Raw genomic sequence first — 23,135 nt, 5'->3', positions numbered from 1 at the left:
ACCACTTCCTGCTTTTAGGACAAGCCCGACCAGTTTTTCCACCCGGATCTGGCAACAAACTGTTTCACCTGAACAACAAAGTCTTGCAGACCAACCTGAATACGGACACTCTTTGGCGGCGATCGAACGGGAGGAGACATGTCCGATCACTGGCTCGCGCTTTATACGTTTGCGCAGTTCCGTACCCGGGCGGACGACCCGGTGAATGACGACTTCTTCAACCATGAACCTGCCATTTGGGCCGCCATGGAGCGCGCTGACGGGTTCATTGCGCGCGCTGGATATGACGACGAACCGGAAACGGAAATCTGGGGCGAGCAGGTGTTTCCGAAATACTGGACCGACAACGGCGATGGCTGGGCTCCGTCGACGATTTCCCTTTGGCAAGACCTGGAATCCGCGCTCGCGGCGGTCTACCGGGGTCCACACGCGGAAATCCTGCGCCTCGGCCATCTTTTCGTGAAGGAGGCGCTGGATTACCCGCCTTATGTGCTTTGGTGGGTTCCCAAGAACCACCAGCCGGACTGGGAAGAAGCGGTTGAACGGCATGAATTGCTTGGCGACCTTGGGCCAAGTGCAATCGCCTTCACTTTTAAGGCCGCGTTTGATCCCAACGGCAACACGATGATCGTCGACGCCAAGCGATCACGCGACATCGCGGAACATAATCGCCTGCGTGCAGATCTGCCCAAGGCAGTTCAATAGGATATTGTTCAATAATCCATGACTAATTGTCCAATTTCAGCGCAATTGTAAAAACAGTAAAGCGCGACAATCTTAAGCCCAACAGCGCACGGACCGTTCCGTGCCACAGTTGGGAAAGGATTGAACCATGTCTCAGATTTTACGTCCTTCGGACGCCCGCGGCGACGCCGATTTCGGCTGGCTGAAGAGCAAGCACACGTTCTCCTTCGGCTCCTATTTCGATCCGAACCATATCGGTTTCGGCGCCTTGCGCGTTATCAATGAGGACCGGGTTGCGCCCTCTGCAGGATTTCCGACCCATCCGCACCAGAACATGGAGATTATCTCCTATGTCGTCTCCGGTGGTCTGGAGCACAAGGATTCCCTTGGAACTGGCTCGGTGATCCGGCCGGGTGACCTGCAGCGCATGAGCGCCGGCACCGGCGTTCGCCACAGCGAGTACAACCACTCGGACACCGAAGGGGTCCACTTTCTGCAGATCTGGATCGTGCCGGAAGCCGACGGCCTTCAGCCGAGCTACGAGCAAAAGGCGTTTCCTGATGTCGAACGTCAGGACACTTTGCGCCTGATCGGGTCGCGCGACGGCCGTGATGGGTCCGTCGTTATCCACCAGGATGTCGATCTCTATGCGTCCCTGCTCACGGCGGACAAGAGCGTCGGTTTCGAGATCAAGGCCGGCCGCAAGGTCTGGCTGCAGATCGTCAAGGGCAAGGTGAGCACTGGCGGTCAGGTTCTGAGCGCCGGCGACGGGCTCGGCCTGCTCGACAGCGGCAGGATCAACCTGACCGCGCAGGAAAACGCGGAGTTCCTGCTGTTCGATCTGGCTGCTTAAATGGCCGGGGAGGGCTACAAGGCCCTCCCCTTCACTTGTTGGATTGTGCTGAGGATCAAGACTGCGCGCACATCCGAACACTGGGCGAACCTCTGGATTTGCCGCCCATCCTTTGCGACAGACCTGGCGGTCCTCCTGAGGAGGAGGACCGTGCGACGTTCGCACTCAATCGTATCCCTTTCAGGACGAACAAATGATCCGGACCAGCAAAGATGCTCGTACAATTAAGACGTGAAAGCGCGTTTCAGGAGGCAAGAATGTCCGAACCGGTTTCCCCATCGATCACGCTTGAGCGCCATGGTGCCAAGGGCCGCTATGTTGCAGTCGTTGACGGCATCGACGAACCGGCCGAACTGACGTTTTCGATCGTCAATGACCATCTGATCATCGCGGACCACACCGGCGTTCCGGATGCCATGCGCGGTCTTGGCATTGGCAAGGCCCTCGTGGAACGTCTTGTTGCTGATGCGAAGACGAAGCAGGTCAAGATTGTTCCGCTTTGCCCTTACGTGAATGCCCAAAGGCAAAAGCACCCCGAATGGGCCGACGTGTTTCAGGGCTGATCGGGCTGGCGCTGCGGTCATTGCGGCAGAGGAAGCGTCTGCTCACTCACTTCGCGCGCCATGTGATCAGCTCCCCTGGGCGCCGGTCGGTTGATTGGCTGTGCACCCTCTCAAAGCGAAAAGCGAGTCGGTGAGCATGGATCCCGCCTGCCTGAAGGCAGCATCGGTCACCTCAGGTCCAACCGCCCCGATGTTTTGTGCCGCAAGCTTCAGGTCGTTGAGGTTCTGGTTCAAAGCATTGAGCTGTTGCGTCAACGCGCGATTGTCGCCGTTGCCCGGGCTTTCCATCTGCACCGAGAGCTCTTCGATCCGTCCGCCGATGGCCTGCAAGCTGGATTTCAAGTCGGACGGTGTCATATCCAATTTAGAAAGCGCTGCCTCGGTCACTGTTCCTGCAAGCTGTGCCCCGGCCTGATCGACCCGGTTCAAAACGACGAGTGCGAGGACGCAGGCTGCGATGACCAGCAAAGCGGTTGCATTGACCAGGGCCAAAAGCAACTGCCCCGGCAGGCGCATCAGGCGGGCACCGAGCCCCGGTGAATCTTGTGCCATTTGCTTTCACCTCAAAAAAAGTGGGTTTGTGAGTGCCGAAGCTTCAGGTCGGCAAGACAAAAAGCCTTGTTCAAACAACTTCTTCGGAACCTGCAACGCAAAACTCAACGCAGGACGCGCGGGAAACTCTACGCACGAGACTGGCGCGCCGACACTTTACATTGGTGCCCGGATCAAGACCAATATCGCAATGCTTTTTGATTGAGGTACCCCATGGATTTCCCGACCAAAATGTACATCGACGGTGCGTTGTCCGATGGATCAGGGCAAAGGGAGGTGATCAATCCGGCGACAGAGGAACCCGTGGCCACTGTCCAGACTGCCGGTCTGAAAGATGCAGAACGTGCGCTGCAATCGGCAAGGGACGCCTTTCACGACTGGTCAAAGGCACCTGTCGCTGAGCGTCAGAGCTGGATGCGCAAGCTGCGAGATCAGGTGGTCGCTCACGAAGAGTTTCTTCGCGATTGCGTACATTTCGAGATGGGCAAACCCTGGGCCCAGACCCACGAGGACTGGGACAGGCTGGTGGTCTCGCTCGAGTTCTATGCGGAGGAAATTGCCCGCATCCACGATATCGGTGTTGTCGACCGGGCCGGAACACACGCACACAAGATGGTGCACGAGGCCGCAGGTGTCGCGCTCGCCTATCTTGCCTGGAATTTTCCGCTTTTGAACCTCGCCTTCAAGATCGGACCGGCGATGGCGGCAGGATGTCCGATCATCATCCGGCCCTCGGAGCAAACCCCCATTTCCGCCTATGCGGTTGGAATGCTGTGCGAAAAGATCGGCCTGCCGAAAGGGGTCGTCCAGATCTTGTGCACGGACGGATATGATGTGGCCGATGCAATGACCGCTTCGACGATCCCGCAGGTGATCACACTGATCGGATCCACACCGACGGGGCAGCACATCATGCGCACCGGTGCAACATCGATCAAACGCTACTCCATGGAACTGGGAGGCAACGCGCCGGTTCTGGTGCTCGAGGACGCCGATCTCGATCTTGCAGCCGATGTGGTCTGCGGCGTCAAATTTTCAAATGCCGGGCAGATTTGCGTCTCTCCGAACAGGGTCTTCGTGGCGCAATCCGTTCACGCTGCCTTCACCGAAAAAGTTGTTGCGCGCGCCAGAGCAGCCAGGGTCGGATTCGACAAAACCGCCGACATCACCACCGGGCCGGTCATCGACCGGCGCGCCTGGACGAGGATCAAGGGCTTGGTCGACGACGCGGTCAACGGGGGCGCCGCGCTTCTGGCCGGGGGCGATCGTCCGGCTCACCTGAACAAGGGCCACTACATTGCGCCGACGGTGCTGGACCATGTCACCGAAACCATGTCCGTCTATCGGGAAGAAACCTTCGGCCCGATTGTCAGCCTGATCCCCTTCGAAAACGAGCGGGGTTTGATCGACATGGCGAACGACTGCGAGGAAGGGGGACTGACCGCCTATCTGTTCACACGTGACCTGGCGAAGGCAGAAGCTTTTGCTGCCGCGCTCCGCTACGGCGAAATCCAGATCAACGGGGTGAAGTACGACATCGATCTCCCCCACGGCGGGATTGGCCAGTCCGGCATTGGTCACGACTGCTCGGCGTTGGCGCTCAACGATTACCTTGTTTTGAAAAGGGTCACACGCGCACTCGGCGACTCGGACTTCGGAGGGCTGAACGCATGAAAATCACCAGCGTAAAGAGCCACATCCTGCAATACGAGCTTCCCGAGGAACTGGGTTACTCGCAACAGTATTGAGGAAAACGTTGAGTAAGCACCACGGTTCGCATGTTTCGGTGAATTACGTCTCGGCGAGGCAATTACCTCTTGGAACCATTGAGACTTTTTGCCCCCGCGCAAAGAGAACAAGACCATCTCGAGCGACATTCGCTGTGTTGTTCGACAATTCAATTTAAAATTGCCCTTGCACGTTTACCTTAACCAAAGTTAACTTTGCGTGGGCTTCAAAAAGGGTGAGAAAAATGACAATGGTGGGGGTGTGGGCTTAAAAAGCAGTCGCCAACTTGCCGAGTGAAAAATAATGAACAAGATCGTCCAGGTCGCCCAAGCAGACGTCTCAAACTCTTCGAACGAAAATGCAGCGGATGTGCCGCTCATCGTCACCCGTCCCGACGCGCAGCAAAGCATCGTTTCCTTGCTTGCACCCGGACGCATGGTTGATTTCAGCCAGGTTCTTAACGACGAGATTTCCTTTATCCGGATTGGCGACGACCTGCAGATGATTTTCGCCGACGGCGGAACACTGATCATCCAGAGTTTTTTTGCTGGAGACGCAAGCGCGCAAATCGCCCTGGTGGGGGACGGCAAGACACTTTCCATCGATGAATTCACAGCAATTGCCAGCCTTCAATCTGCGGACGAGATCCAGACAGCGGCCGGTGAGACAACCAATCTTGCGACGGCGCTGGGTGCGCCGCAGGGATCGGGGCAGACCTTCGAAGACGTCACGATTGGCGATCTGGGAGATGGTTTGAACATTGCCGATCTGTTGACCGGGGGCGGACCGGCCGGCAACGACGGTCTCATTGATGAGCTGACGGCGGACTTGCCGGACGCATCGCCGTTTGTGATCGACGAAACGGTGCCCGATCTGCAGATCGTCTTCCTGGATGATCCGACGTCAAGAAATCCAAACGTGCAGTTCGAAAATGTCCGCGTTGACGAGACGTCCGACGGTAAGAAGCACAGCGACAACGCATTTGACGAGACAGCGCAGGACTACGATCCGGACGTTGTCGCTTTATTCGCCAGCGTCTTGACCAGCGCCGGCGGGATTGGTTCCGACGATGATCTACTCCCGTTCGGACCCATCTATGCGAGCGACCAGATCATCGACGTTGACGCGTCCATCAGCACCGGCGCCGATACGTCTGTTCTGAACAGCACGCTTGAACTGGTTCTGGTCGATTCCGCGGGTGCCGCCTCTACCGGTCCGGTTTCGTCCGGTCTTTACACAACGGGTGAAGTGGACACCGGCCCAGGTGCGGAAATATTCCTCTTTGCGGAAGGGGACCTGATCGTTGGCCGATACGACCCCAATGGCGGAACCGCCGACGAAAACGACCCGGCTGCGTTGGCCATAACCATTGATGATGAAGGCAGCGTCAGCATCGCCCAGTACGTCTCGATGTGGCATGACGACCCGGACAGTTCTGATGAAGACATCGCAATCGGCAACGACAGCCTGGTCGATCCGGGGTCAGTGTTGGCCCAGCTGACGGTGACCTATTCCGACGGCAGCACTGCTTCGACCCGTGAGAATATCAGCGACCGGATCACCTTCGATGATGACGGCCCGGACCCTATCGGTCCCGATTTCCTTGATCCCGTCTTCATTGATGAACCCGATGATCTGGATCTTGAAGTCAGCGGTCAGCTCCTGTTCGATCCTGGTGCCGACGGGGCGACCGTGACCGATGCCACAGTGTTCTCAGATGATGATGGCTTCGTTATCCGCGAAGACATTCTTCAATCCAACTTTCCGTTTGTTGAAGACTCTGACAATTTGACGGTCGGCGGCGAGCGTGTGGAAACCGTAACGGTCACCAGCGCAGTCACCGGGGTGATAACGATCACTGGAACGACGGAAACCTCGGGTGAGAGCGTTTTCGAGATCGTCATTCAGCCCGATGGCAGCTTTGTTTTCACACAATTGGCGGGGTTCGATCATCCGGATGCCGGACTGACCGGAGACGACGATCCCATTGATATTTATTTGGACTTCACTGTCACCGATGGCGACGGAGATGTTGAAGGAGATCTGACAGATCCGTTCGGAAGCGAATTTTTTGAGATAATCCGGATCACCGACGACGGACCGTCGCTGACAACCGAGACCGTGTCGGCGACTGTTGAAGAAGCGGGCGTCCCCATCATCTTCGACAATCCCCAGCCGAGCACCGCCGACAGTTTCGGCGCTGCCGTCGCCGTGATTGACAACTTTTTGCTCGTGGGGTCGCCGCGTGATGGTCAAGGCGACGTATTTCTTTTCGACCTGACGACCGGCAGCCTCATCCACACGATCGACGGCGAAGCCCCTGATCCTAACGATCCCAACGGCCGCCCTCTCAGTGCTCCTGGTACCTTTGCAGCGCAGTTCGGCGGGTCTGTCGCCATGGAAGGCGACTACATCCTGATCGGCGCTCAGTACGATTTGCGGTTCAGCGGCGGCGGTGGCGGCCGCGGCCCAAGACAGGGCGAAGCTCACCTGTTTGACGCCAACACCGGCAACCTGATCGCGAGTTTCGAATCCCCGCCACGTGTCTTCAACCCGTCGCAGCCAAGCTTGAACAATCCAACCAGAAGCGGGAATGACCAGTTCGGCTCCGATGTGGCCATTTCGGGCAATCTGCTGCTGATCGGCGCTGCCGGGGTTCCCGATGGGGGGACACGAGGCGGGCAGGCCTTTTTGTTCGACGCCGAAAACCCTGACGCCGACCCGATCATTATCAGGAACCCGGGTGCATCGAGAGAAGACCAGTTCGGCAGCGCAGTTGATATCGATGGCAGCTATCTTGTGGTTTCCGCGCCGAGCAACGGCACGTCTGCGGGCGAGGTCCACTTGTTCGATACCGCAGGCAACTTCATCTTGTCCTTCGTGGATCCCAGCCCGGACACTCAGGACAGTTTTGGGTCCGACGTTGCGATCCAGGGCAATCTCGTGGTGGTCGGTGCGCGCCGGGAAGACGGTGCCGAGATCAATAGCGGCGAGGCGTATCTCTATTCCTTCGACGCTGCGAGCGGCACCTCCCAGCTGTTGCACACGTTCGTCGATCCTGAACCCGTGCAGAACGGTTTCTTCGGCTTTTCCGTCGCAATCGACGGCAACCAGGTCGTCATCGGTGCGTCTGCCCGCGATGCGAGTGTAAACGAAAACGGCCGCACCTACGTTTTCGACGCAACCACGGGTGACCTTATCCAGACACTGGAGGACCCGACGCCGTCTCCATTCGGCAGAGACGATATGGGAGAGGCGGTTTCGATTGACGGCAACACCATTGCCGTCGGCGCGCCTGGAGACTCCACACTGGGCAATGACGTCGGCCAGGTCTATGTGTTCCAGTCAGGAACCGGCGCCTTCAACGCGACCCTCGACCTCAGCTCGCTTGTCAGTTTCGGCAATGACGGCCCGGCAAGCGGTGGCGGTTTCTCTTTCAAAGTATTCGACGCACAGGATTTCGGCACCCTCACCTCCGGCGGAACTCAGGTGCGCATCGTCTCGGACGGCACCACCCTCACCGGCTTTCTCGATGACGGCACGAACGCCGATGAGCTCGACGATGGCGACACGACGGTCTTCACGCTGACCATCGATGAGACCAACGCCGAATTCATCTTGCTGGGAGATCTGGACCACGGCACCGACGACACGATCCCGCTTGAATTCGGCCCATACATCATCGCCACTGATGCCGACGGCGACAGCGTATCACTGGACAACCAGGTGACGATCAACGTCGCGAATGATGATGCGCCTACGATCACATCCGACGGTGGCGGCGATACCGCAACGATCAACGTAAAGGATCAGATAACTGACGTCACTGACGTCGACGCTACGGATCCGGATGGCCAAACGCTGACCTATGCGATAACCGGCGGCGCCGACGAAGCCCTCTTCAGTATAGATAGTTCTTCCGGAGAGCTGAGCTTCATTGCCCCGCCCAACTTCGTTCTGGGTGGCGACAACGACTACGAGGTAGAGATCACAGTCAGTGACTTTGGCGGCCAAACGGATGTGCAAACTATCAACGTGACCGTCACGGACCCCAATGACCCCATCATCATTGATCTCAACGGTGACGGCGTTGATCTGACCGCACCGGAAAACGGTGTTGAATTCGACATCGACGGCGATGGCGTGGCTGAGCAGATCGGCTGGGTTGGACCCGATGACGGCATGCTGGTTTTGGATATCGACGGGTCGGGCGTCATCGAGAACGGTTTTGAGGTCTTCTCCGAGGTTTTTGATGGCGGATCCTATGCTGACTCGCTGGAAGCGCTGGCGTCGCTGGATGAAAACGGCGACGGCGTGATCAATGCCGAAGACGCGGCGTTCAACGACATCAAAATCTGGCAGGATACCAACGCCGACGGTGTCAGCCAGGAAGATGAGCTCCGGAGCCTGATCGAGCACGGGATTTCTTCGATCGATCTGAATGCTGCCCGCACCGACCTCACGCTCAACGGCAACACAGTCTTTGCCGAGGGCACCTACACCAAAGTGGACGGATCCACCGGTGCTTATGCCGGGGTCAGCTTTGGCGCTGCCAACGAAGTCTCCAACGACAACGAGGAAACCACGCGCCAATCGACCGCGATCGCCGCAGGTACTGCATTGGTGCTTTATGCCGCGTCGGCTGAAGAAGTCTTAGCCGGACTGCTGTCGATCGACATCAAGGGCGATCCGCCCATCGGCGCCGTTGACATCGGCGAGGACCTTACAGTGGTCTATACCCCCCCGGTTGGCCATGAGGGCAAGGATGTGGTTGAACTGGAGCTGGCATTCGCAGACGGCTCCACGGTGATGCGCTCGATCGAATTGGACGTCCACACGGAAGCAAGCTCGCTTGAAACGACGACGACGGTCGTTGAAACCGGCGATGCCGTGGATCCTGCAGACCAAAGCACCGAAGCGGTGAGTGCGCCGGAAGCGGCGGTGGCGGTCACCGTCACCGGATCGGTCATTGAAGGCGACGGCAGCGACAACATCCTTATCGGCACCGACGGTGACGATATCCTGATCGGTGGCCTCGGCGCTGACACGCTGACAGGCGGTGCGGGGGCGGATACGTTTGTTCTCAATTCGCTCGCCGAAGCCGATCTGATCACCGACTACACCTTCGGGGATGGCGACAAGCTCCATCTCGGCCAGCTTCTCGAAAACGCCTTTGGCGCCTCAACCGATGCAACCGACTTCGTTCGGGCCCATCGTGACGAGAATGGCGACGTTCGCATCGAAGTCGACCAGGATGGCAGCCAGGACGACGGTCATGCGTGGCAGGAGGCGGCAATTCTTCAGGACCATGCCTCGATGGGTGAGACAATCCGTGTCGTTCTGGATGGTCAGGGCGTGGAAGCTGAGATCGCCGTGAACGTTGCCTGAGCTGAAATCGCGCGGCAAACTCACGAATGCATCGGAGTTGGGACGGCTCTGAAGACCACGGAAGAACCAAGCGCTTAGAGCGCTTTTGGCCGAACAGTTGTGTTGTTGAGAAATGGTACAGACGGGTGGATTCGAACCACCGACCTTCGGAGCCACAATCCGACGCTCTAACCTACTGAGCTACGTCTGCCAAGGCCTTTAAAGTGGCGCGGACCATACTTGCCCGGACCGCCATTTGCAAGGGCGTCTTCTACTCCCGTTTCCGATCACCGGCAAGCGTCAATTTTTGGAAAAGACGGGGTTGTTGAAAAGCAAATGCCCGGGGCAGAACCCCGGGCATTGCATCTGTTGCCGCATGTTGGATGCAGCTCAACCGGATTAGTTGACCTTCAGACCTTTGAAGGATTTTTCAACTGCTTCCTTGACCGGAGCAGAAACGTCGGTGCCAAGCTTGGTCGCCAGTTCCTGCATTTCTTTGGTCTGGGCGCTCAGAGCGTCAAACTGCGCGCGAGCGAACGTGGACTGCAGTTCAATTGCTTCAGCAAGGGACTTTGCAGACATGATGTCCTTGATGAAGTTGAATGTTGCGTCAGCGTTGGTTTTCGCAGCGTCGACAGCCTTGTGGTTGAATTCAACAACGCCCTGGCGGGAAGTTTCGAATGTGTCTTCCATCAGGTCGGTCGCATCTTCAGCAGCGTTTTTCACTTTAGCGTATGCTTCGCGTGCGTTTTCGATGCCCTGTTCGGTCACTTCGCGGAACGCTGCCGGGATTTCCATTTTCGGCAGAGCGAAAGCTTCGAAGTCCGGGAAAGTAACAGCAGCAGCAGCCGGTGCGGCTTTGGCCTTGGCGGTGCGTGCTTTCGGGGCCGCTTTAGCGGTAGTCGTGGTCTCGGTCATGATCTCATCTCCTAGAGTCCGGATGCGATCATCGGTTCAAAAGTCATTCCGCCGTCTCATCAGCCGGCGGACCCTGTCGTCATCCGCAGCCCTTACATAGTGCATCGTTTGTTGCATTGCAACATTTTTTTGCACTGCACAACAAACTTCTTAGGGGATGCTTGGCATTTGGGACTGTTTGACCGGAGTCGGCAACGACGCACCACAGTCCGTCGCCCAAGCGAAAGACAATATCCTTCGCGCAATCAATTCCACATTATGCCGCACAGCGGGCAAAATCACGACTGGATACCGCGCAGTTCTTCATTGTCCTGCGCGGCCCTGAAAACCGGGATTATTTCTTCTGCGCAGCCTTGGTTGCGTCCTGCACAGCCTTGGTCGCCACGTTCGAGAACTCGCGGGCCTGTTCGCCAAAGGCTTCCATCTGACTGCGCAGATAGGTCTGCTGCAGCTTCAGCATGTCTTCGACATTGTCTGCCTTGACGAGTTCCTGTGCGAACTTGAAAGCGGCGTTGACATGCTCTTCAGCGTAAGTAAGTGCCTTTTTGTTGACATCGGCTGCGCTTGCCTGAACAGCGCTTGCGCCTTCTTCAACGTTGGTCACAGCCTTGTGGGTCGCGCCCATGAAATCGTCAAATGCCTTCTGTGCCTGGTCGACACTTTTTTCGGCAAAATCACGCATCTGGTCGGGAACTTCGAATCCGGTTTTGTCAGTGCTCATGTCAGCGCTCCTCGGGTCACGGACAAGGGCTGTCCGCGTCTTCTGGTTCTGTCCTTGCCAAAAATTCGTAACACGCAGATGGCAATCCGGCAAACAAATGGGGATAGGTTAACCACGCCTTCACGTAAGTCCTTTAGCACACTTGCTTTACGTGGACGACGCTAAGCTTTGCTTGTATTAACGGAGTGTTTACTAAAGCAGGCAATTTGCCGCGGCGCGTCCGCCAACCGGTGCCGCCGACCTTTGGAGCATAACCATGGACAACCAGACCCAATCATTCCTGGAACTGAGTGCCATGAATGATCTGGTTCAGCTTGCTGCCGACAAGCGCGCGGCGTGGCTGTGGTCTGCGGACGGTGCCCAAATTCTGTGGTCGAACGCAGCCGGGGCCGCGTTTTTTTCTGTCCAGACTGTTTCCGAACTTGCCGGCCTGACGTCCCTGGAGCGCTCACCCGCCCGGCCGCATATCGCCCGTATCGCCGAATCCGGACTGACCGACCGTTTCAGCATCGACCGTCTCCGCTTCTACCGGGGTCTGAGGGTCATGCTCCTGACGTGTCAATGCAAGAAGGTCGAGCTTGCAGATGGCGGCACCGCAGCACTGATCGTGTGCAGCGACAAGGGTCTTGCTCTGACAAAGGACCCAATTCCCGCCTATGCGCACCTGCTGAGATCTCCTGACAGAACAGTTTTTCTGATCGCTGAAGGTGAGGTCGAGGAAAGGATCGGCACGCTGGACGGCATGCCGGAAGACATCGATCTGCCGCAGGGGCAAAAAGTGCTGTTCGGCCCACTCGATCTGAACGAGCAATATCACGACGGTGCGGTTCTGCAGATCCCCGCTGGCCCGAGGATTGTCGTGCTGAGCAACGATCCGATCGGAGAAGATCAGGCTGCTTCAGGATCCTCCGGAAATGAGGATGCAATCGCGGTAGCAACTGTTGCCGGCACCGCGGCTCCGGCGGGCGCGCAAGACATGGACGCCGAGGTGGAACACGCCGCGGAAGAAGACACCGCAGCGCCCACCGATGAGGCGGCCGATCCCGTTGACGCTGATCCGCTGCAGGCGGATGCGGATACTGATGCCGGATTGGATGTGGAAGAAGAGCCAGATCACGAGACCGCATCTGATCATGCAGAAGCACCGGGCGAGACAGCAACCCTCGACCAGGCACCCGACGACGACGCTCCTCAAAACAACGCCTCTGAGGACGAGCCGGCTGAAACTGAAGCGGTTGAGACAGACACGCTCCCCGATACAGACACGGAAGCTGCCACCGATGATGTGTCTTCCGAGGAGGCTGCAGCCGAAACTGCAGAAGAGCCCGCCGAGAGCGAAGCGGACGCGGAAAGCTTCGTCTTCCAGCCACGCCGCCGGCCTGTGCGGTTCGCCTGGAAAATGGACGTCGACCAGCGCTTCACGTTTTTGTCCGACGAGTTTGCCGAAGTGCTGGGACCAGACGCAACCGGGATTGTCGGCCTTACCTGGGCAGATGTTTCGGAAAGGTTCGGCCTCGACCCGCGCGGCAATATAGCCCGGGCGCTGGATCGGCGCGATACCTGGAGCGGCAAGACGGTTGCCTGGCCTGTCAGCGGCGCGGCTCTGCGCGTTCCTGTCGACATGGCGGCCCTGCCCGCTTTCGACCGAAACAGGGTCTTTGAAGGCTATCGCGGCTTTGGTGTGTGCCGGACCTCCGATGCAGTGCAAGACCCGGATGGCTTCGTTCCGACGCCGGTTGCTCCGATTGTTGCAACACCGCCCGTGGACGACGCAGAAGACACCGGTGACGAAGACCACAACGCTGATGAAGACCTGACGGGCGTTGTGGAAGACAACACTGACGTTGGTGATGACGAGGCTCTCCAGAGCGACGCAGGTTCACATGATGCGGATGCTGCGACGCATGAAGACGAAGATAGCTCGGCACTCGAAGCGGATGGTGCAGATGAAGATCCGGCTTTGGAGGATGAGGAACCCGAAAGGTCCGATGACGACAGCCCTGCCGGTGAAACGATGGTTGTGGCAGACCCCGATGTGCCGGCGAATGATGATCCTGCTGACCTGAAACCTGCCCCGCCGAATTCCCTTGGCGGCCGAACGTTTCTCGGGGCAAGTGCTGCGGCCCTGGTTGGGTCCCTGGCAATGTTCAAGGGGAAAAAGTCTGCTGAGACATCTTCAAGCGGAGAGCAACCGCTCGATGCCGAGAGCCCGGCCGCCGACGAAATCGACTTGTCGGACGATCTGAAAAGCGCAGCTGCTGCACTTGATGCCGGTCTCAATGACGATGACATCATCGAAGATGAAACCGGCTCGGACGAAGCGGAGGACACGGCCGCGGAAGCTGTTGAAGAGTTGGTCGAAGAAACCGACGATCATGACAGCGACGAGACCCTTGCTGGCGAAGATCTTCAGGCAGACGTGGGGCCTCACACGGCGGAGGAAAGCGCCGACGGCCAGTTTGAAGACGAAGATGCGCACGACCCGGTTGAAGCAGAAACCGAAGACGAAAGTGCAGCCGACGGCGGTTCCGATGCCGATGCCGATGCAGAGCTAGAAGAGTTGGACGATGTTGTCGAGGAAGCGTCGACCGAGGCAGTCCACGACGAAGCGCCAATTGAGGAAAACCTAGAAGAAGGGGTTTCCGAAGACCAGGATACGCTGGACGCGGAAGAGAAAGCGGACGAACCGGTCGGCATCGCGGGGCCTGCCGAGCTAAAACCTGCCGAGATTGAAAGCGCCGTCAAGAACCTTGCCAAGTCCTACAAGCCCCCCGAACCCAGATCTCCGGATCTGTTTGATGAGGCCTCGGCGGACACGCCTGCAGATGAACCCCGTGCGGCTGATGACACAGATGAGGACGATCTTGAGGAGACTGCGCCTGACGCATTGATCGACGCGCCTGAAACATCGGACGATGTGGATGCGGGCGACGAGCCCCTTGCAGCGGCCAGCGGCGACGACGGTCTGCCTGACGACACCGACGACACCACAGCACAGACCGACGAAGACGACGAGGCGGAAGCGCCTTCTGAAGAAACGACACCTGAAGACGGAAGTGCCGCTGACGCCGAGGAAGAGCGCGAGTTTTACGAAGAGACCGCTGCTTATGAAGAGCACGAGCAGGCGGTCGAAGCTGAAGAAAGGAGCACCGCCGATCCGGAGCCTGAGAAGAAGACCGGCGAAGTCATTCCGCTGGCCACGGCAAGACCACGTGTGGTGCCCGTTGACACGTCCAGCCTTTCCCGCCCGGAGCGCCAGGCCTTCCGCAAGATAGCCGAAGCGCTCGGTGCGCGGCTTGAAGGGGACCTTGAAGACTTCGACGCACCGGACCCGGAAGAAGAAACCGATGAGGATCTTCCGCCCGAAGTTCCCGAGGCAGGACCGATCGACCCCAGCCTGCTCGACAGGCTGCCGATCGGCATCTCGATCGTTCACGACCGCGAAGTGCTTTATGCCAACAAGGCGCTTTTGAAAATGCTCGGGTACCGCTCCATTTCATCGCTCTCCCAGGCGGGGGGGCTGGAAGCGCTCTTCATAGACGATACGGACGAACTCGCGGATGCCGTCGGTGTCGATGGAGAAGTCGATGAAGCCATGAAGGTTCGTCTTGCCGACGGCGGTGTTCTGAACGTGGACGCCCATATGCACTCCGTTCCCTGGAACGGCAGCCGTGGCCTGATGATCTCCATCACCGAACGCCCGATGAAGAACGGACAGTCGACTGGACCGACTTCTCCCAATTTCTTTGCAGAAGTGCGCGCGGAACTGGACAATGCCCAGGACCAGATCGCCGAAATGGATACCATTTTGGAAACGGCGACAGACGGCGTTCTTGTCCTTGACCGCCATGGGACGATCGTCAAGGTCAACGGTTCGGCGGAGGCGCTCTTCAGTGCCAACCGGGCGGACATGATCGGGGCGCCTTTCACCGAGTTTCTGGCGCCAGAAAGCCACCGTGCAGCGTCGGACTACCTCGACGGCCTGTCACGCAACGGTGTCGCCAGCATCTTGAACGATGGCCGCGAGGTCTTAGGTCAGGTGCCTGCCGGCGGCCTTATCCCGCTTTTCATGACCATGGGCAGGATCACCAGCCGCGACGACGACGCAAAGTTCTGCGCCGTCCTTCGCGATATCACCCAGTGGAAAACAGCGGAAGAAGAGCTGACGCAGGCCAAGCGCCAGGCGGAGAATGCCAGCTCGCAGAAGTCCGACTTCCTGGCAAAGATAAGCCACGAGATCCGAACCCCACTCAATGCGATCATCGGCTTTTCCGAGGTCATGATGGAAGAGCGGTTCGGCGCAATCGGCAACGACCGCTACAAGGATTATCTGAAGGACATCCGTACGTCCGGCTCGCACATCATGAGCCTGATCAACGATCTTCTGGACCTTTCCAAGATCGAGGCCGGCAAGCTGGACCTCAAGTTCACCGCTGTTTCGACAAACGATGTGATCAATGAGTGCGTTGCGCTGATGCAGCCACAGGCCAATCGCGAGCGGGTCATTATCCGCGCAAGCCTTCCGGAATCGGTTCCGGAGGTGGTTGCCGACCCGCGGTCGTTGCGCCAGATCGTGCTCAACCTCCTGTCCAACGGCATCAAGTACAACAAGTCCGGTGGGCAGGTGATCCTGTCGACCGCGCTGGAAAGCAACGGCGAAGTGGCCCTCAGGGTGCGCGACACCGGCACAGGCATGACTTCCAAGCAATTGGCGGCGGCGCTGGAGCCGTTCCGGCAGTTGCACACTGCCAGCCGCGGCGGCGGCACCGGCCTCGGCCTGCCTTTGACGAAGGCGTTGGTGGAGGCGAACCGCGCGACTTTCCACATCGACTCGACCCCTGATCAGGGAACGCTAGTGGAAGTCGTCTTCCCGACACAGCGGGTCCTGTCGGAGTAGAACCAGCCTGCGCATTTTGTCACACCCAGGTACTGGATCACGGTTTCGTGATCCGGCGTCAGGTCCTGCCCTTCCGTCTCCGCGAGCTAAAGTAGAGGATTAAACTCCTGTTTTCCCGCCAATTTTCATCAAAATAGTGGAGTAAAAACCTCCAGTTAGTTTTGAATCATTCTAAACTATTGATTTTATTATGTTTATTGACTTATTCCGAAGATGCGGACATATTCCCGGCCAAGCATTCGGCCCAAGGCTGAAGCGAAAACGATGTCTTTCTTTGGGAGTGTTCCATGCGTTCGACCCTTCGCGCCCTTACAGGCGTTCTTGCCCTGACCACAGCTTCTTTCGCGGCGGCCCCGGCTCTCGCCGACGGTGAAGTCAACATCTATTCCTACCGTCAGCCGTTTCTGATCCAGCCGCTGCTGGATGCCTTTACGGCTGAAACAGGCATCAAGACAAATGTCGTGTTTGCCTCCAAGGGCCTCGGTGAACGCATCGCAGCAGAAGGCGAGAACTCGCCTGCCGACATTCTTCTGACCGTCGACATCGGACGTCTGGATGGCGCCAAGCAGCTTGGCATCACCCAGCCTGTCGTCTCCGACTTGGTCAACGAGAACATTCCGGCTCAGTTCCGTGACCCGGAAGGCCACTGGATCGGCCTGACCAATCGCGCACGCATTGTCTATGCGTCCAAGGACCGCGTCGACCAGGACAGCATCACCTATGAAGAGCTGTCCGACCCCAAATGGAAGGGCCGCCTCTGCACCCGTTCCGGCCAGCACGTCTACACGATTGGCCTGATTGCTTCGATGGTCGCCCATCATGGCGAAGAGAAAACCGAAGAATGGCTTGCAGGTGTCCGCGACAATCTCGCTCGCAAGCCCGCCGGCAATGACCGCGCCCAGGTGAAAGCCATCTTTGCCGGTGAGTGCGACATCTCGCTTGGCAATACCTATTACATGGGCAAGATGGAAACCAACGACAAAGAGCCGGAGCAGAAGGAATGGGCAGACAGCGTCCGCATCCTGTTCCCGAATTCCGGTGATCGCGGCAGCCACGTGAACCTGGCCGGGGTCGTTCTTGCCAAGAACGCACCGCACAAGGACAACGCGGTCAAGCTGATTGAATTCCTGTCGTCCAACAACGCTCAGAAAATCTACGCGGAAACCAACTTCGAATACCCGGTCACACCGGGTGTGGAAGTCTCCGAACGCGTGCAGAGCTGGGGTGAGCTCAAGCCGGATGATCTGACGCTTGACGAAATCGCCAAGAACCGCAAGACCGCCAGCGAGCTGGTTGACAAAGTTGGCTTCGACAATGGTCCGGCGTCTTAACAAAGGGCTGACCTGACAAGCGAAAAGCGCCGTTCGCGAACGGCGCTTTTTTGCTTTTTCAAGAGATTGCGTTTAGAGCTTCCTGCGAACCATTACGAACTAAAAGACCCACCTTGCTGCGCACGCCCACACTCTCTTTTGCAGATCGTTTCTGGCAAGTCACAGCAGTCGTTATCGCCGCGATGGTTTTGCTGCCGCTCGGCGCCATTGTGTGGATCGCGTTCACGCCGACCAGCGAGGTTTGGGGACATCTGCTCAGAACGGTTTTGCCCGGAGCGCTTCAGACCACACTGTTGTTGATGCTCGGCGTCGGGCTGACAACCTGCGTGACGGGGGTTGTCACGGCGTGGCTCGTGACAATGTGCAATTTTCCTGGACGGCGGATCGTCGACTGGGCTCTTCTCGTTCCGCTCGCCGTTCCGACCTACATTGTCGCCTTCGCCTATGTGGAAGTGCTCGACTATACGGGGCCCGTCCAGAGCTTGATCCGCGATCTGTTCGGGTTCAAAACCTCGCGTGACTACTGGTTTCCGGAAATCCGCTCACTCGGCGGCGCCATCTTCGTCATGGGGGCTGTGCTCTACCCTTATGTCTATCTCACGACCCGGGCAAGCTTCCTCATCCAATCATCGTCGACCCTTGATGTCTCGCGTACCTTGGGTGCGTCGCCCTATGGGCTCTTTTTTCGCGTCGCGCTTCCGCTTGCCCGGCCGGCCATCGCAATCGGTGTCTCTCTCGCCCTGATGGAGTGTCTCAACGATATCGGTGCGGTCACCTTTTTCGGCGTGAAGACTTTGACCTTCTCCGTCTACGATACCTGGCTTAACCGCTCGAGCCTGGGAGGTGCGGCGCAGCTCGCGCTCGCCATGCTGGCGATGGTGTTTTTGCTGCTCTGGCTTGAGCGCTTCGGCCGAAGAAAGCAGCGGTTTGACAGCCGTGGCGATTCAAAACACCGCCCCCCAACCAGGTTCGACCTGAACGGCCGGCAGTCCGCGCTTGCCCTTGTTGTCTGTTTTGCACCGATCTTCGCCGGGTTCGTCGTTCCGGGTCTGCTGCTTGCGGACCGTGCCAGCCGCCGGCTGGACGATATCATGTCCCCGGGGTTTCTTCAGGCTGTCTGGAACAGCTTCAGCCTTGCTGCCATCGCCGCGCTGTTGACCGTTGTCATTTCGGTTGCCCTCGCCTACGCCCTGCGGATCAATGGGAAGGGTCCACTGAAAAGCGCCGTGCGTTTGGCCTCCATAGGCTATGCCATCCCCGGTACGGTTCTGGCGATCGGCATTCTGATACCGCTCGCCGGCTTCGACAATTACCTCGACGCGCGGATGGAGGCCTGGTTCGGGATCAACACCGGTCTGCTTCTCCTGGGCAGTGGCGCAGGCCTTGTCTACGCGTATGTAGTGCGGTTCCTGGCGGTCTCTTACGGTCAGGTTGAAGGCGGTTTTGGGCGGATTACACCGCACTTGGACATGGCCGCACGAACGCTTGGCAGAAACACCGGCCAAACGCTTTATCAGGTGCACCTGCCGATCCTCAAACCCGTCCTGCTCTCTGCTGCGTTGCTGAGTTTCGTCGATTGCATGAAGGAACTGCCGGCAACAATCCTCCTGCGGCCGTTCAACTTCGAGACGCTCGCAACTACCGTTTTCGAAGCTGCTTCCCGGGAAGCTTTCGAGGAAGCCGCCCTGCCCTCTCTCGCGATCGTCCTGGTCGGCCTGATCCCGGTGATCTACCTGGCCAGATCAAGCGCGATTTCGTTTCGCACAAAAGTGTCGCAACGCCGGACGGAAGCTTTGGAGTAAGGCTGGCAAGCATATCAATGCCTTGACAGCCCGCGCCCAAGTCGTCCCAATGGCGGCATTGCTCAGACCTCTTTCGGGATGTGTTTTCCATGGACAAGAAACATCAGATCAATCTCTGGTACGCCTTCGCCGCCATGATGCTGGTGCTGCTTTTCCAGAGCTGGTGGACGACTTACAAGACGGTCGAGCCGATCCCGTACAGCCAGTTCGAGCAGTATCTCAAGGACAAGAAGATCGAAGAGATTTCGATCAAGGAAAACACGATCGAGGGCAAGTTCAAGGAACCCCTGAAGGACGGCAAGCAGTATTTCGTCACAACGCGCGTGGACATCCCGCTCGCGGAGGAACTCACAAAATACGACGTCAAGTTCACCGGCGTCGTCCAGAGCACCTTCATTCGCGATATCATGTCCTGGGTCCTGCCGGTTCTGCTGTTCTTCGGTCTCTGGATGTTCTTCATCCGAAAGATTGCCGAAAAGCAGGGCATCGGCGGCATGATGACCGTCGGCAAATCCAAGGCCAAGGTCTATGTCGAGACCGATGTCGATGTCCGCTTCAAGGATGTTGCCGGCGTCGACGAAGCAAAACGGGAACTGAAGGAAGTGGTCGACTTCCTGAAGGATCCGAAGGACTACGGCCGTCTGGGCGCGCACGTTCCCAAGGGCATCCTGCTGGTCGGACCTCCAGGCACCGGCAAGACGCTGCTTGCCCGTGCAGTTGCCGGCGAGGCCGGCGTGCCGTTCTTTTCCATTTCCGGATCCGAATTCGTCGAAATGTTCGTCGGCGTTGGTGCAGCGCGGGTTCGCGACCTGTTCGACCAGGCTCGCAAGGCGGCACCGGCAATCATCTTCATCGATGAGCTGGACGCACTGGGCCGCGCCCGCTCCAGCGGCCCCATGGGAACAAATGACGAGAAGGAACAGACGCTCAACCAGCTGCTGACCGAGCTTGACGGATTCGACACGTCGAGCGGGATCATCCTGCTGGCCGCCACCAACCGTCCGGAGATCCTGGATCCGGCACTGCTCAGAGCTGGCCGTTTCGACAGGCAGGTTCTCGTCGACAGGCCCGACAAGTCGGGCCGTCTTGCCATTCTTGAAGTGCACGTTCAGAAGATCAAGCTCGATCCCAATACTGACCTTGACCAGATCGCCCAGCTCACCGCCGGTTTCTCTGGCGCTGACCTCGCGACCCTCGTCAACGAGGCAGCACTTCTTGCAACGCGCCGGCACGGCGACGCCGTCACGCTGCAGGATTTCAACGAAGCAGTGGAGCGCGTTGTCGCAGGGCTGGAAAAACGCAGCCGCATTCTATCCGACAAGGAGCGCAGAACCGTTGCCTTCCACGAGATGGGGCACGCCCTTGTGGCGGCCAATCTGGAAGGCTGCGATCCGGTTCACAAGATTTCCATCATTCCCCGCGGCATCGGTGCTCTCGGGTACACGATGCAGCGCCCGACCGAGGACCGTTTTCTCCTGTCCACCCAGGACCTGGAAAACCGTATGGCGGTTTTGATGGGCGGCCGGGCCGCAGAGGAAATCATATTCAGCGAAATCTCCACTGGCGCCTCCGACGATCTTCAGAAGGTGACCGAAGTCGCAAGGGACATGGTGATGCGCTACGGGATGGAAGAGACGCTCGGAAACCGCGCCTATGCCACGCAGCGCCAGAATTTCCTCGGACAACCTGCCGGTGACGTGGCCGAGGTTTCGCCCGATACGCAACGGGAAATCGACCTTGCCATCAAGTCCCGTGTCGAAGCGGCAATGGTGCGCGCGAAGGATCTGTTGAACGAACATCGCGGCGAACTCGACGAAGGCGCTGAATTGCTGCTTTCCAAGGAGACCCTGACGGATACGGACTTCCCTGCCATCAGGCCTGTTGCGGAGCGCCGCAAGGACGAAGCCGCGGAATAGATCCTGACTAAGGACTGCGCTCCGGGTAGCAGCGCCGTCCCTGGACTGTTCGGACGGGCAATCCGGATTTCCTGACGCCCTTCGCGCACAAAAAAGGCACCACCAAAATGGTGATGCCTTCTGACTTTTCTAAGGTAACGACTCCGTCGCCACCAAGGTGCTTCAGACGATGGTCGCCTGGGTCTTTTCCTTGACTTCCTCAAGCGTGACGTCAGGCGCCAATTCGACAACTTTCAGCCCGCCGTCCACGACGTCGAACACACCAAAGTTGGTGATGATGCGGTCGACGCACTTCACGCCCGTGAGTGGAAGCGAACATTCCTTCAGAAGCTTCGGGTCACCTGCCTTCGAGGTGTGATCCATGATCACGACGACGCGCTTTACGCCGGCCACGAGGTCCATGGCACCCCCCATGCCCTTGACCATCTTGCCGGGGATCATCCAGTTGGCGAGGTCGCCTGTCTCGGCCACTTCCATGGCACCGAGAATGGACAAGTCAATGTGACCGCCGCGGATCATGCCGAAACTGTCCGCAGACGAGAAGTAGCTCGTGTGCGGCAGCTCGGTGATCGTCTGTTTGCCGGCGTTGATCAGGTCAGCGTCGACCTCGTCGTCCGTCGGGAACGGCCCCATTCCGAGCATGCCGTTTTCCGATTGCAGGGTCACATGCACACCGTCGGGAATATAGTTCGACACAAGCGTCGGGATGCCGATGCCGAGGTTCACATAGAACCCGTCTTCCAGTTCGTGCGCAGCGCGCTCTGCCATTTCATCACGTGTCCAGGCCATGATGGGTCCTCCTCAGGCTGCGCGCGTCGTGCGCTTTTCGATGCGTTTTTCGTGATCACCGAGAATGATGCGATCGACGAAGATACCGGCGGTGTGGATGTTGTCCGCATCCAGCTCACCGATCTCGACAATTTCTTCCACTTCGACAACACAGACCTTGCCGGCCGTCGCCATCATCGGATTGAAGTTGCGTGCGGTTTTCCGGTAAATCAGGTTGCCTTCCTTGTCGGCTTTCCAAGCCTTGACCAGGGCAACATCGGAGACCAGTCCGGTTTCCATGATGTAGGTCTCGCCGTCGAAATCCTTGTGTTCCTTGCCTTCGGCAATCAGCGTGCCGACACCGGTTTTGGTGTAGAAACCCGGGATTCCCGCGCCACCTGCACGAATGCGCTCGGCAAGCGTTCCCTGGGGATTGAACTCAAGCTCAAGCTCGCCGTTCAGATACTGTTTTTCAAACGTCGCGTTCTCGCCCACATAGGAAGAGACCATCTTCTTGATCTGGCGCGTCTGCAGCAGAAGACCGAGGCCAAAGTCGTCTACACCGGCGTTGTTGGATATTGCGGTGATGTCTTTGGCTCCGGAATCCCGGAGCGCGATGATCAGGTTCTCCGGAATGCCGCAAAGGCCGAATCCTCCAGCCATTACAGTCATGCCGTCAAAGGTTAGCCCATCCAGGGCGGCCTTTGCGTCCGGATAAATTTTGTTCATATTTCACTCCCAGTTAAGACCGCAAGGTGCGTGAGGCGCACATTCGCCGCTCGGTTCTTCCCGGTCAAGACATCTTTGCCGCATTGCAGCGAAAAACATGAGCGTCCGATCATTTAATCGATTTGCCGGAAAGTCCCGCAGTCGAAAACGGCATCCGGGTATGCGCTATGCGTGTTTTGGGAGTGTTTTTGACGGTTAAGCGTTCCGCAGGAACGGGCACTCGACAAGCGAAGACGGTTCCGCTTTTTGTGTCCGGTGACATTGCGTCTTGTAATCGGACAAGGACAGGTCGATCAGTTCGCAGGC

Annotated in this window: 14 protein-coding genes and 1 tRNA gene; 9 read left to right on the top strand and 6 right to left on the bottom strand. The window is 58.1% G+C overall.

What is annotated here, in order from left to right; all coding sequences use genetic code 11:
* Window positions 1-138: 138 nt before the first annotated feature.
* From RBB47_RS22105 to RBB47_RS22095, 3 genes are all read left to right on the top strand, one after another.
* On the top strand, window positions 139-705 hold the full coding sequence (locus RBB47_RS22105) for a DUF3291 domain-containing protein (protein ID WP_305988060.1): 567 nt from the start codon (window positions 139-141) through the stop codon (window positions 703-705).
* Between the two features lie 127 nt (window positions 706-832).
* A complete protein-coding gene (locus RBB47_RS22100; RefSeq protein WP_305988059.1) occupies window positions 833-1,537 on the top strand; it encodes a pirin family protein in 705 nt (234 codons plus the stop codon).
* Window positions 1,538-1,794: 257 nt separating this feature from the next.
* Window positions 1,795-2,100 (top strand): GNAT family N-acetyltransferase, encoded by a 306-nt coding sequence (locus RBB47_RS22095; RefSeq protein WP_305988058.1) that lies wholly within the window; start codon window positions 1,795-1,797, stop codon window positions 2,098-2,100.
* A gap of 66 nt (window positions 2,101-2,166) precedes the next feature.
* On the opposite strand, the gene RBB47_RS22090 is transcribed toward RBB47_RS22095, so the two are convergent.
* On the bottom strand, window positions 2,167-2,652 hold the full coding sequence (locus tag RBB47_RS22090) for a hypothetical protein (RefSeq protein ID WP_305988057.1): 486 nt from the start codon (window positions 2,650-2,652) through the stop codon (window positions 2,167-2,169).
* Between the two features lie 213 nt (window positions 2,653-2,865).
* Here RBB47_RS22090 and RBB47_RS22085 point away from each other — a divergent pair, with 213 nt between their 5' ends.
* Together RBB47_RS22085 and RBB47_RS22080 are read left to right on the top strand one after the other, a co-directional pair.
* A complete protein-coding gene (locus tag RBB47_RS22085; protein WP_305988056.1) occupies window positions 2,866-4,326 on the top strand; it encodes an aldehyde dehydrogenase family protein in 1,461 nt (486 codons plus the stop codon).
* A gap of 357 nt (window positions 4,327-4,683) precedes the next feature.
* Window positions 4,684-9,768 (top strand): DUF5801 repeats-in-toxin domain-containing protein, encoded by a 5,085-nt coding sequence (locus RBB47_RS22080; protein WP_305988055.1) that lies wholly within the window; start codon window positions 4,684-4,686, stop codon window positions 9,766-9,768.
* A 113-nt stretch (window positions 9,769-9,881) separates the two neighbouring features.
* On the opposite strand, the gene RBB47_RS22075 is transcribed toward RBB47_RS22080, so the two are convergent.
* The 3 genes from RBB47_RS22075 to RBB47_RS22065 form a co-directional block, all read right to left on the bottom strand.
* Window positions 9,882-9,958 (bottom strand) — tRNA-His (locus tag RBB47_RS22075).
* Window positions 9,959-10,146: 188 nt separating this feature from the next.
* Entirely contained in the window at window positions 10,147-10,665 is a 519-nt protein-coding gene (locus tag RBB47_RS22070; RefSeq protein ID WP_305988054.1) for a phasin, read from the bottom strand.
* A gap of 334 nt (window positions 10,666-10,999) precedes the next feature.
* A complete protein-coding gene (locus RBB47_RS22065) occupies window positions 11,000-11,386 on the bottom strand; it encodes a phasin (protein WP_305988053.1) in 387 nt (128 codons plus the stop codon).
* 256 nt (window positions 11,387-11,642) lie between these two features.
* On the opposite strand from RBB47_RS22065, the gene RBB47_RS22060 reads away from it, so the two are divergent.
* From RBB47_RS22060 to ftsH, 4 genes are all read left to right on the top strand, one after another.
* Window positions 11,643-16,283 carry an ATP-binding protein gene (locus RBB47_RS22060; RefSeq protein WP_305988052.1) on the top strand — a complete coding sequence of 1,547 codons (4,641 nt, stop codon included), beginning with the start codon at window positions 11,643-11,645 and terminating at the stop codon, window positions 16,281-16,283.
* Window positions 16,284-16,570: 287 nt separating this feature from the next.
* Window positions 16,571-17,614, top strand: a complete 1,044-nt coding sequence (locus tag RBB47_RS22055) for a Fe(3+) ABC transporter substrate-binding protein (protein ID WP_305988051.1) — start codon at window positions 16,571-16,573, stop codon at window positions 17,612-17,614.
* Window positions 17,615-17,727: 113 nt separating this feature from the next.
* On the top strand, window positions 17,728-19,416 hold the full coding sequence (locus RBB47_RS22050; RefSeq protein ID WP_305988050.1) for an iron ABC transporter permease: 1,689 nt from the start codon (window positions 17,728-17,730) through the stop codon (window positions 19,414-19,416).
* A gap of 89 nt (window positions 19,417-19,505) precedes the next feature.
* Window positions 19,506-21,332 carry an ATP-dependent zinc metalloprotease FtsH gene (gene ftsH, locus RBB47_RS22045; RefSeq protein ID WP_305988049.1) on the top strand — a complete coding sequence of 609 codons (1,827 nt, stop codon included), beginning with the start codon at window positions 19,506-19,508 and terminating at the stop codon, window positions 21,330-21,332.
* A 162-nt stretch (window positions 21,333-21,494) separates the two neighbouring features.
* Here the strand turns inward: ftsH and RBB47_RS22040 are convergent, their stop codons facing one another.
* Window positions 21,495-22,121 (bottom strand): CoA transferase subunit B, encoded by a 627-nt coding sequence (locus tag RBB47_RS22040; protein WP_305988048.1) that lies wholly within the window; start codon window positions 22,119-22,121, stop codon window positions 21,495-21,497.
* A 12-nt stretch (window positions 22,122-22,133) separates the two neighbouring features.
* Window positions 22,134-22,829 carry a CoA transferase subunit A gene (locus RBB47_RS22035; protein WP_305988047.1) on the bottom strand — a complete coding sequence of 232 codons (696 nt, stop codon included), beginning with the start codon at window positions 22,827-22,829 and terminating at the stop codon, window positions 22,134-22,136.
* Between the last annotated feature and the right edge of the window lie 306 nt (window positions 22,830-23,135).

Source organism: Roseibium sp. MMSF_3544, from assembly GCF_030732845.1.
GTDB lineage: Bacteria > Pseudomonadota > Alphaproteobacteria > Rhizobiales > Stappiaceae > Roseibium.
Note: the sequence above shows the minus strand (reverse complement) of the source record. Positions and strands in the feature narration are given on the sequence as shown.

Coding starts and splice junctions, on each gene's coding strand:
- RBB47_RS22105 (WP_305988060.1), top strand. CDS start 139: ATGTCCGATCACTGGCTCGCGCTTTATACGTTTGCGCAGTTCCGTACC.
- RBB47_RS22100 (WP_305988059.1), top strand. CDS start 833: ATGTCTCAGATTTTACGTCCTTCGGACGCCCGCGGCGACGCCGATTTC.
- RBB47_RS22095 (WP_305988058.1), top strand. CDS start 1,795: ATGTCCGAACCGGTTTCCCCATCGATCACGCTTGAGCGCCATGGTGCC.
- RBB47_RS22090 (WP_305988057.1), bottom strand. CDS start 2,652: ATGGCACAAGATTCACCGGGGCTCGGTGCCCGCCTGATGCGCCTGCCG.
- RBB47_RS22085 (WP_305988056.1), top strand. CDS start 2,866: ATGGATTTCCCGACCAAAATGTACATCGACGGTGCGTTGTCCGATGGA.
- RBB47_RS22080 (WP_305988055.1), top strand. CDS start 4,684: ATGAACAAGATCGTCCAGGTCGCCCAAGCAGACGTCTCAAACTCTTCG.
- RBB47_RS22070 (WP_305988054.1), bottom strand. CDS start 10,665: ATGACCGAGACCACGACTACCGCTAAAGCGGCCCCGAAAGCACGCACC.
- RBB47_RS22065 (WP_305988053.1), bottom strand. CDS start 11,386: ATGAGCACTGACAAAACCGGATTCGAAGTTCCCGACCAGATGCGTGAT.
- RBB47_RS22060 (WP_305988052.1), top strand. CDS start 11,643: ATGGACAACCAGACCCAATCATTCCTGGAACTGAGTGCCATGAATGAT.
- RBB47_RS22055 (WP_305988051.1), top strand. CDS start 16,571: ATGCGTTCGACCCTTCGCGCCCTTACAGGCGTTCTTGCCCTGACCACA.
- ftsH (WP_305988049.1), top strand. CDS start 19,506: ATGGACAAGAAACATCAGATCAATCTCTGGTACGCCTTCGCCGCCATG.
- RBB47_RS22040 (WP_305988048.1), bottom strand. CDS start 22,121: ATGGCCTGGACACGTGATGAAATGGCAGAGCGCGCTGCGCACGAACTG.
- RBB47_RS22035 (WP_305988047.1), bottom strand. CDS start 22,829: ATGAACAAAATTTATCCGGACGCAAAGGCCGCCCTGGATGGGCTAACC.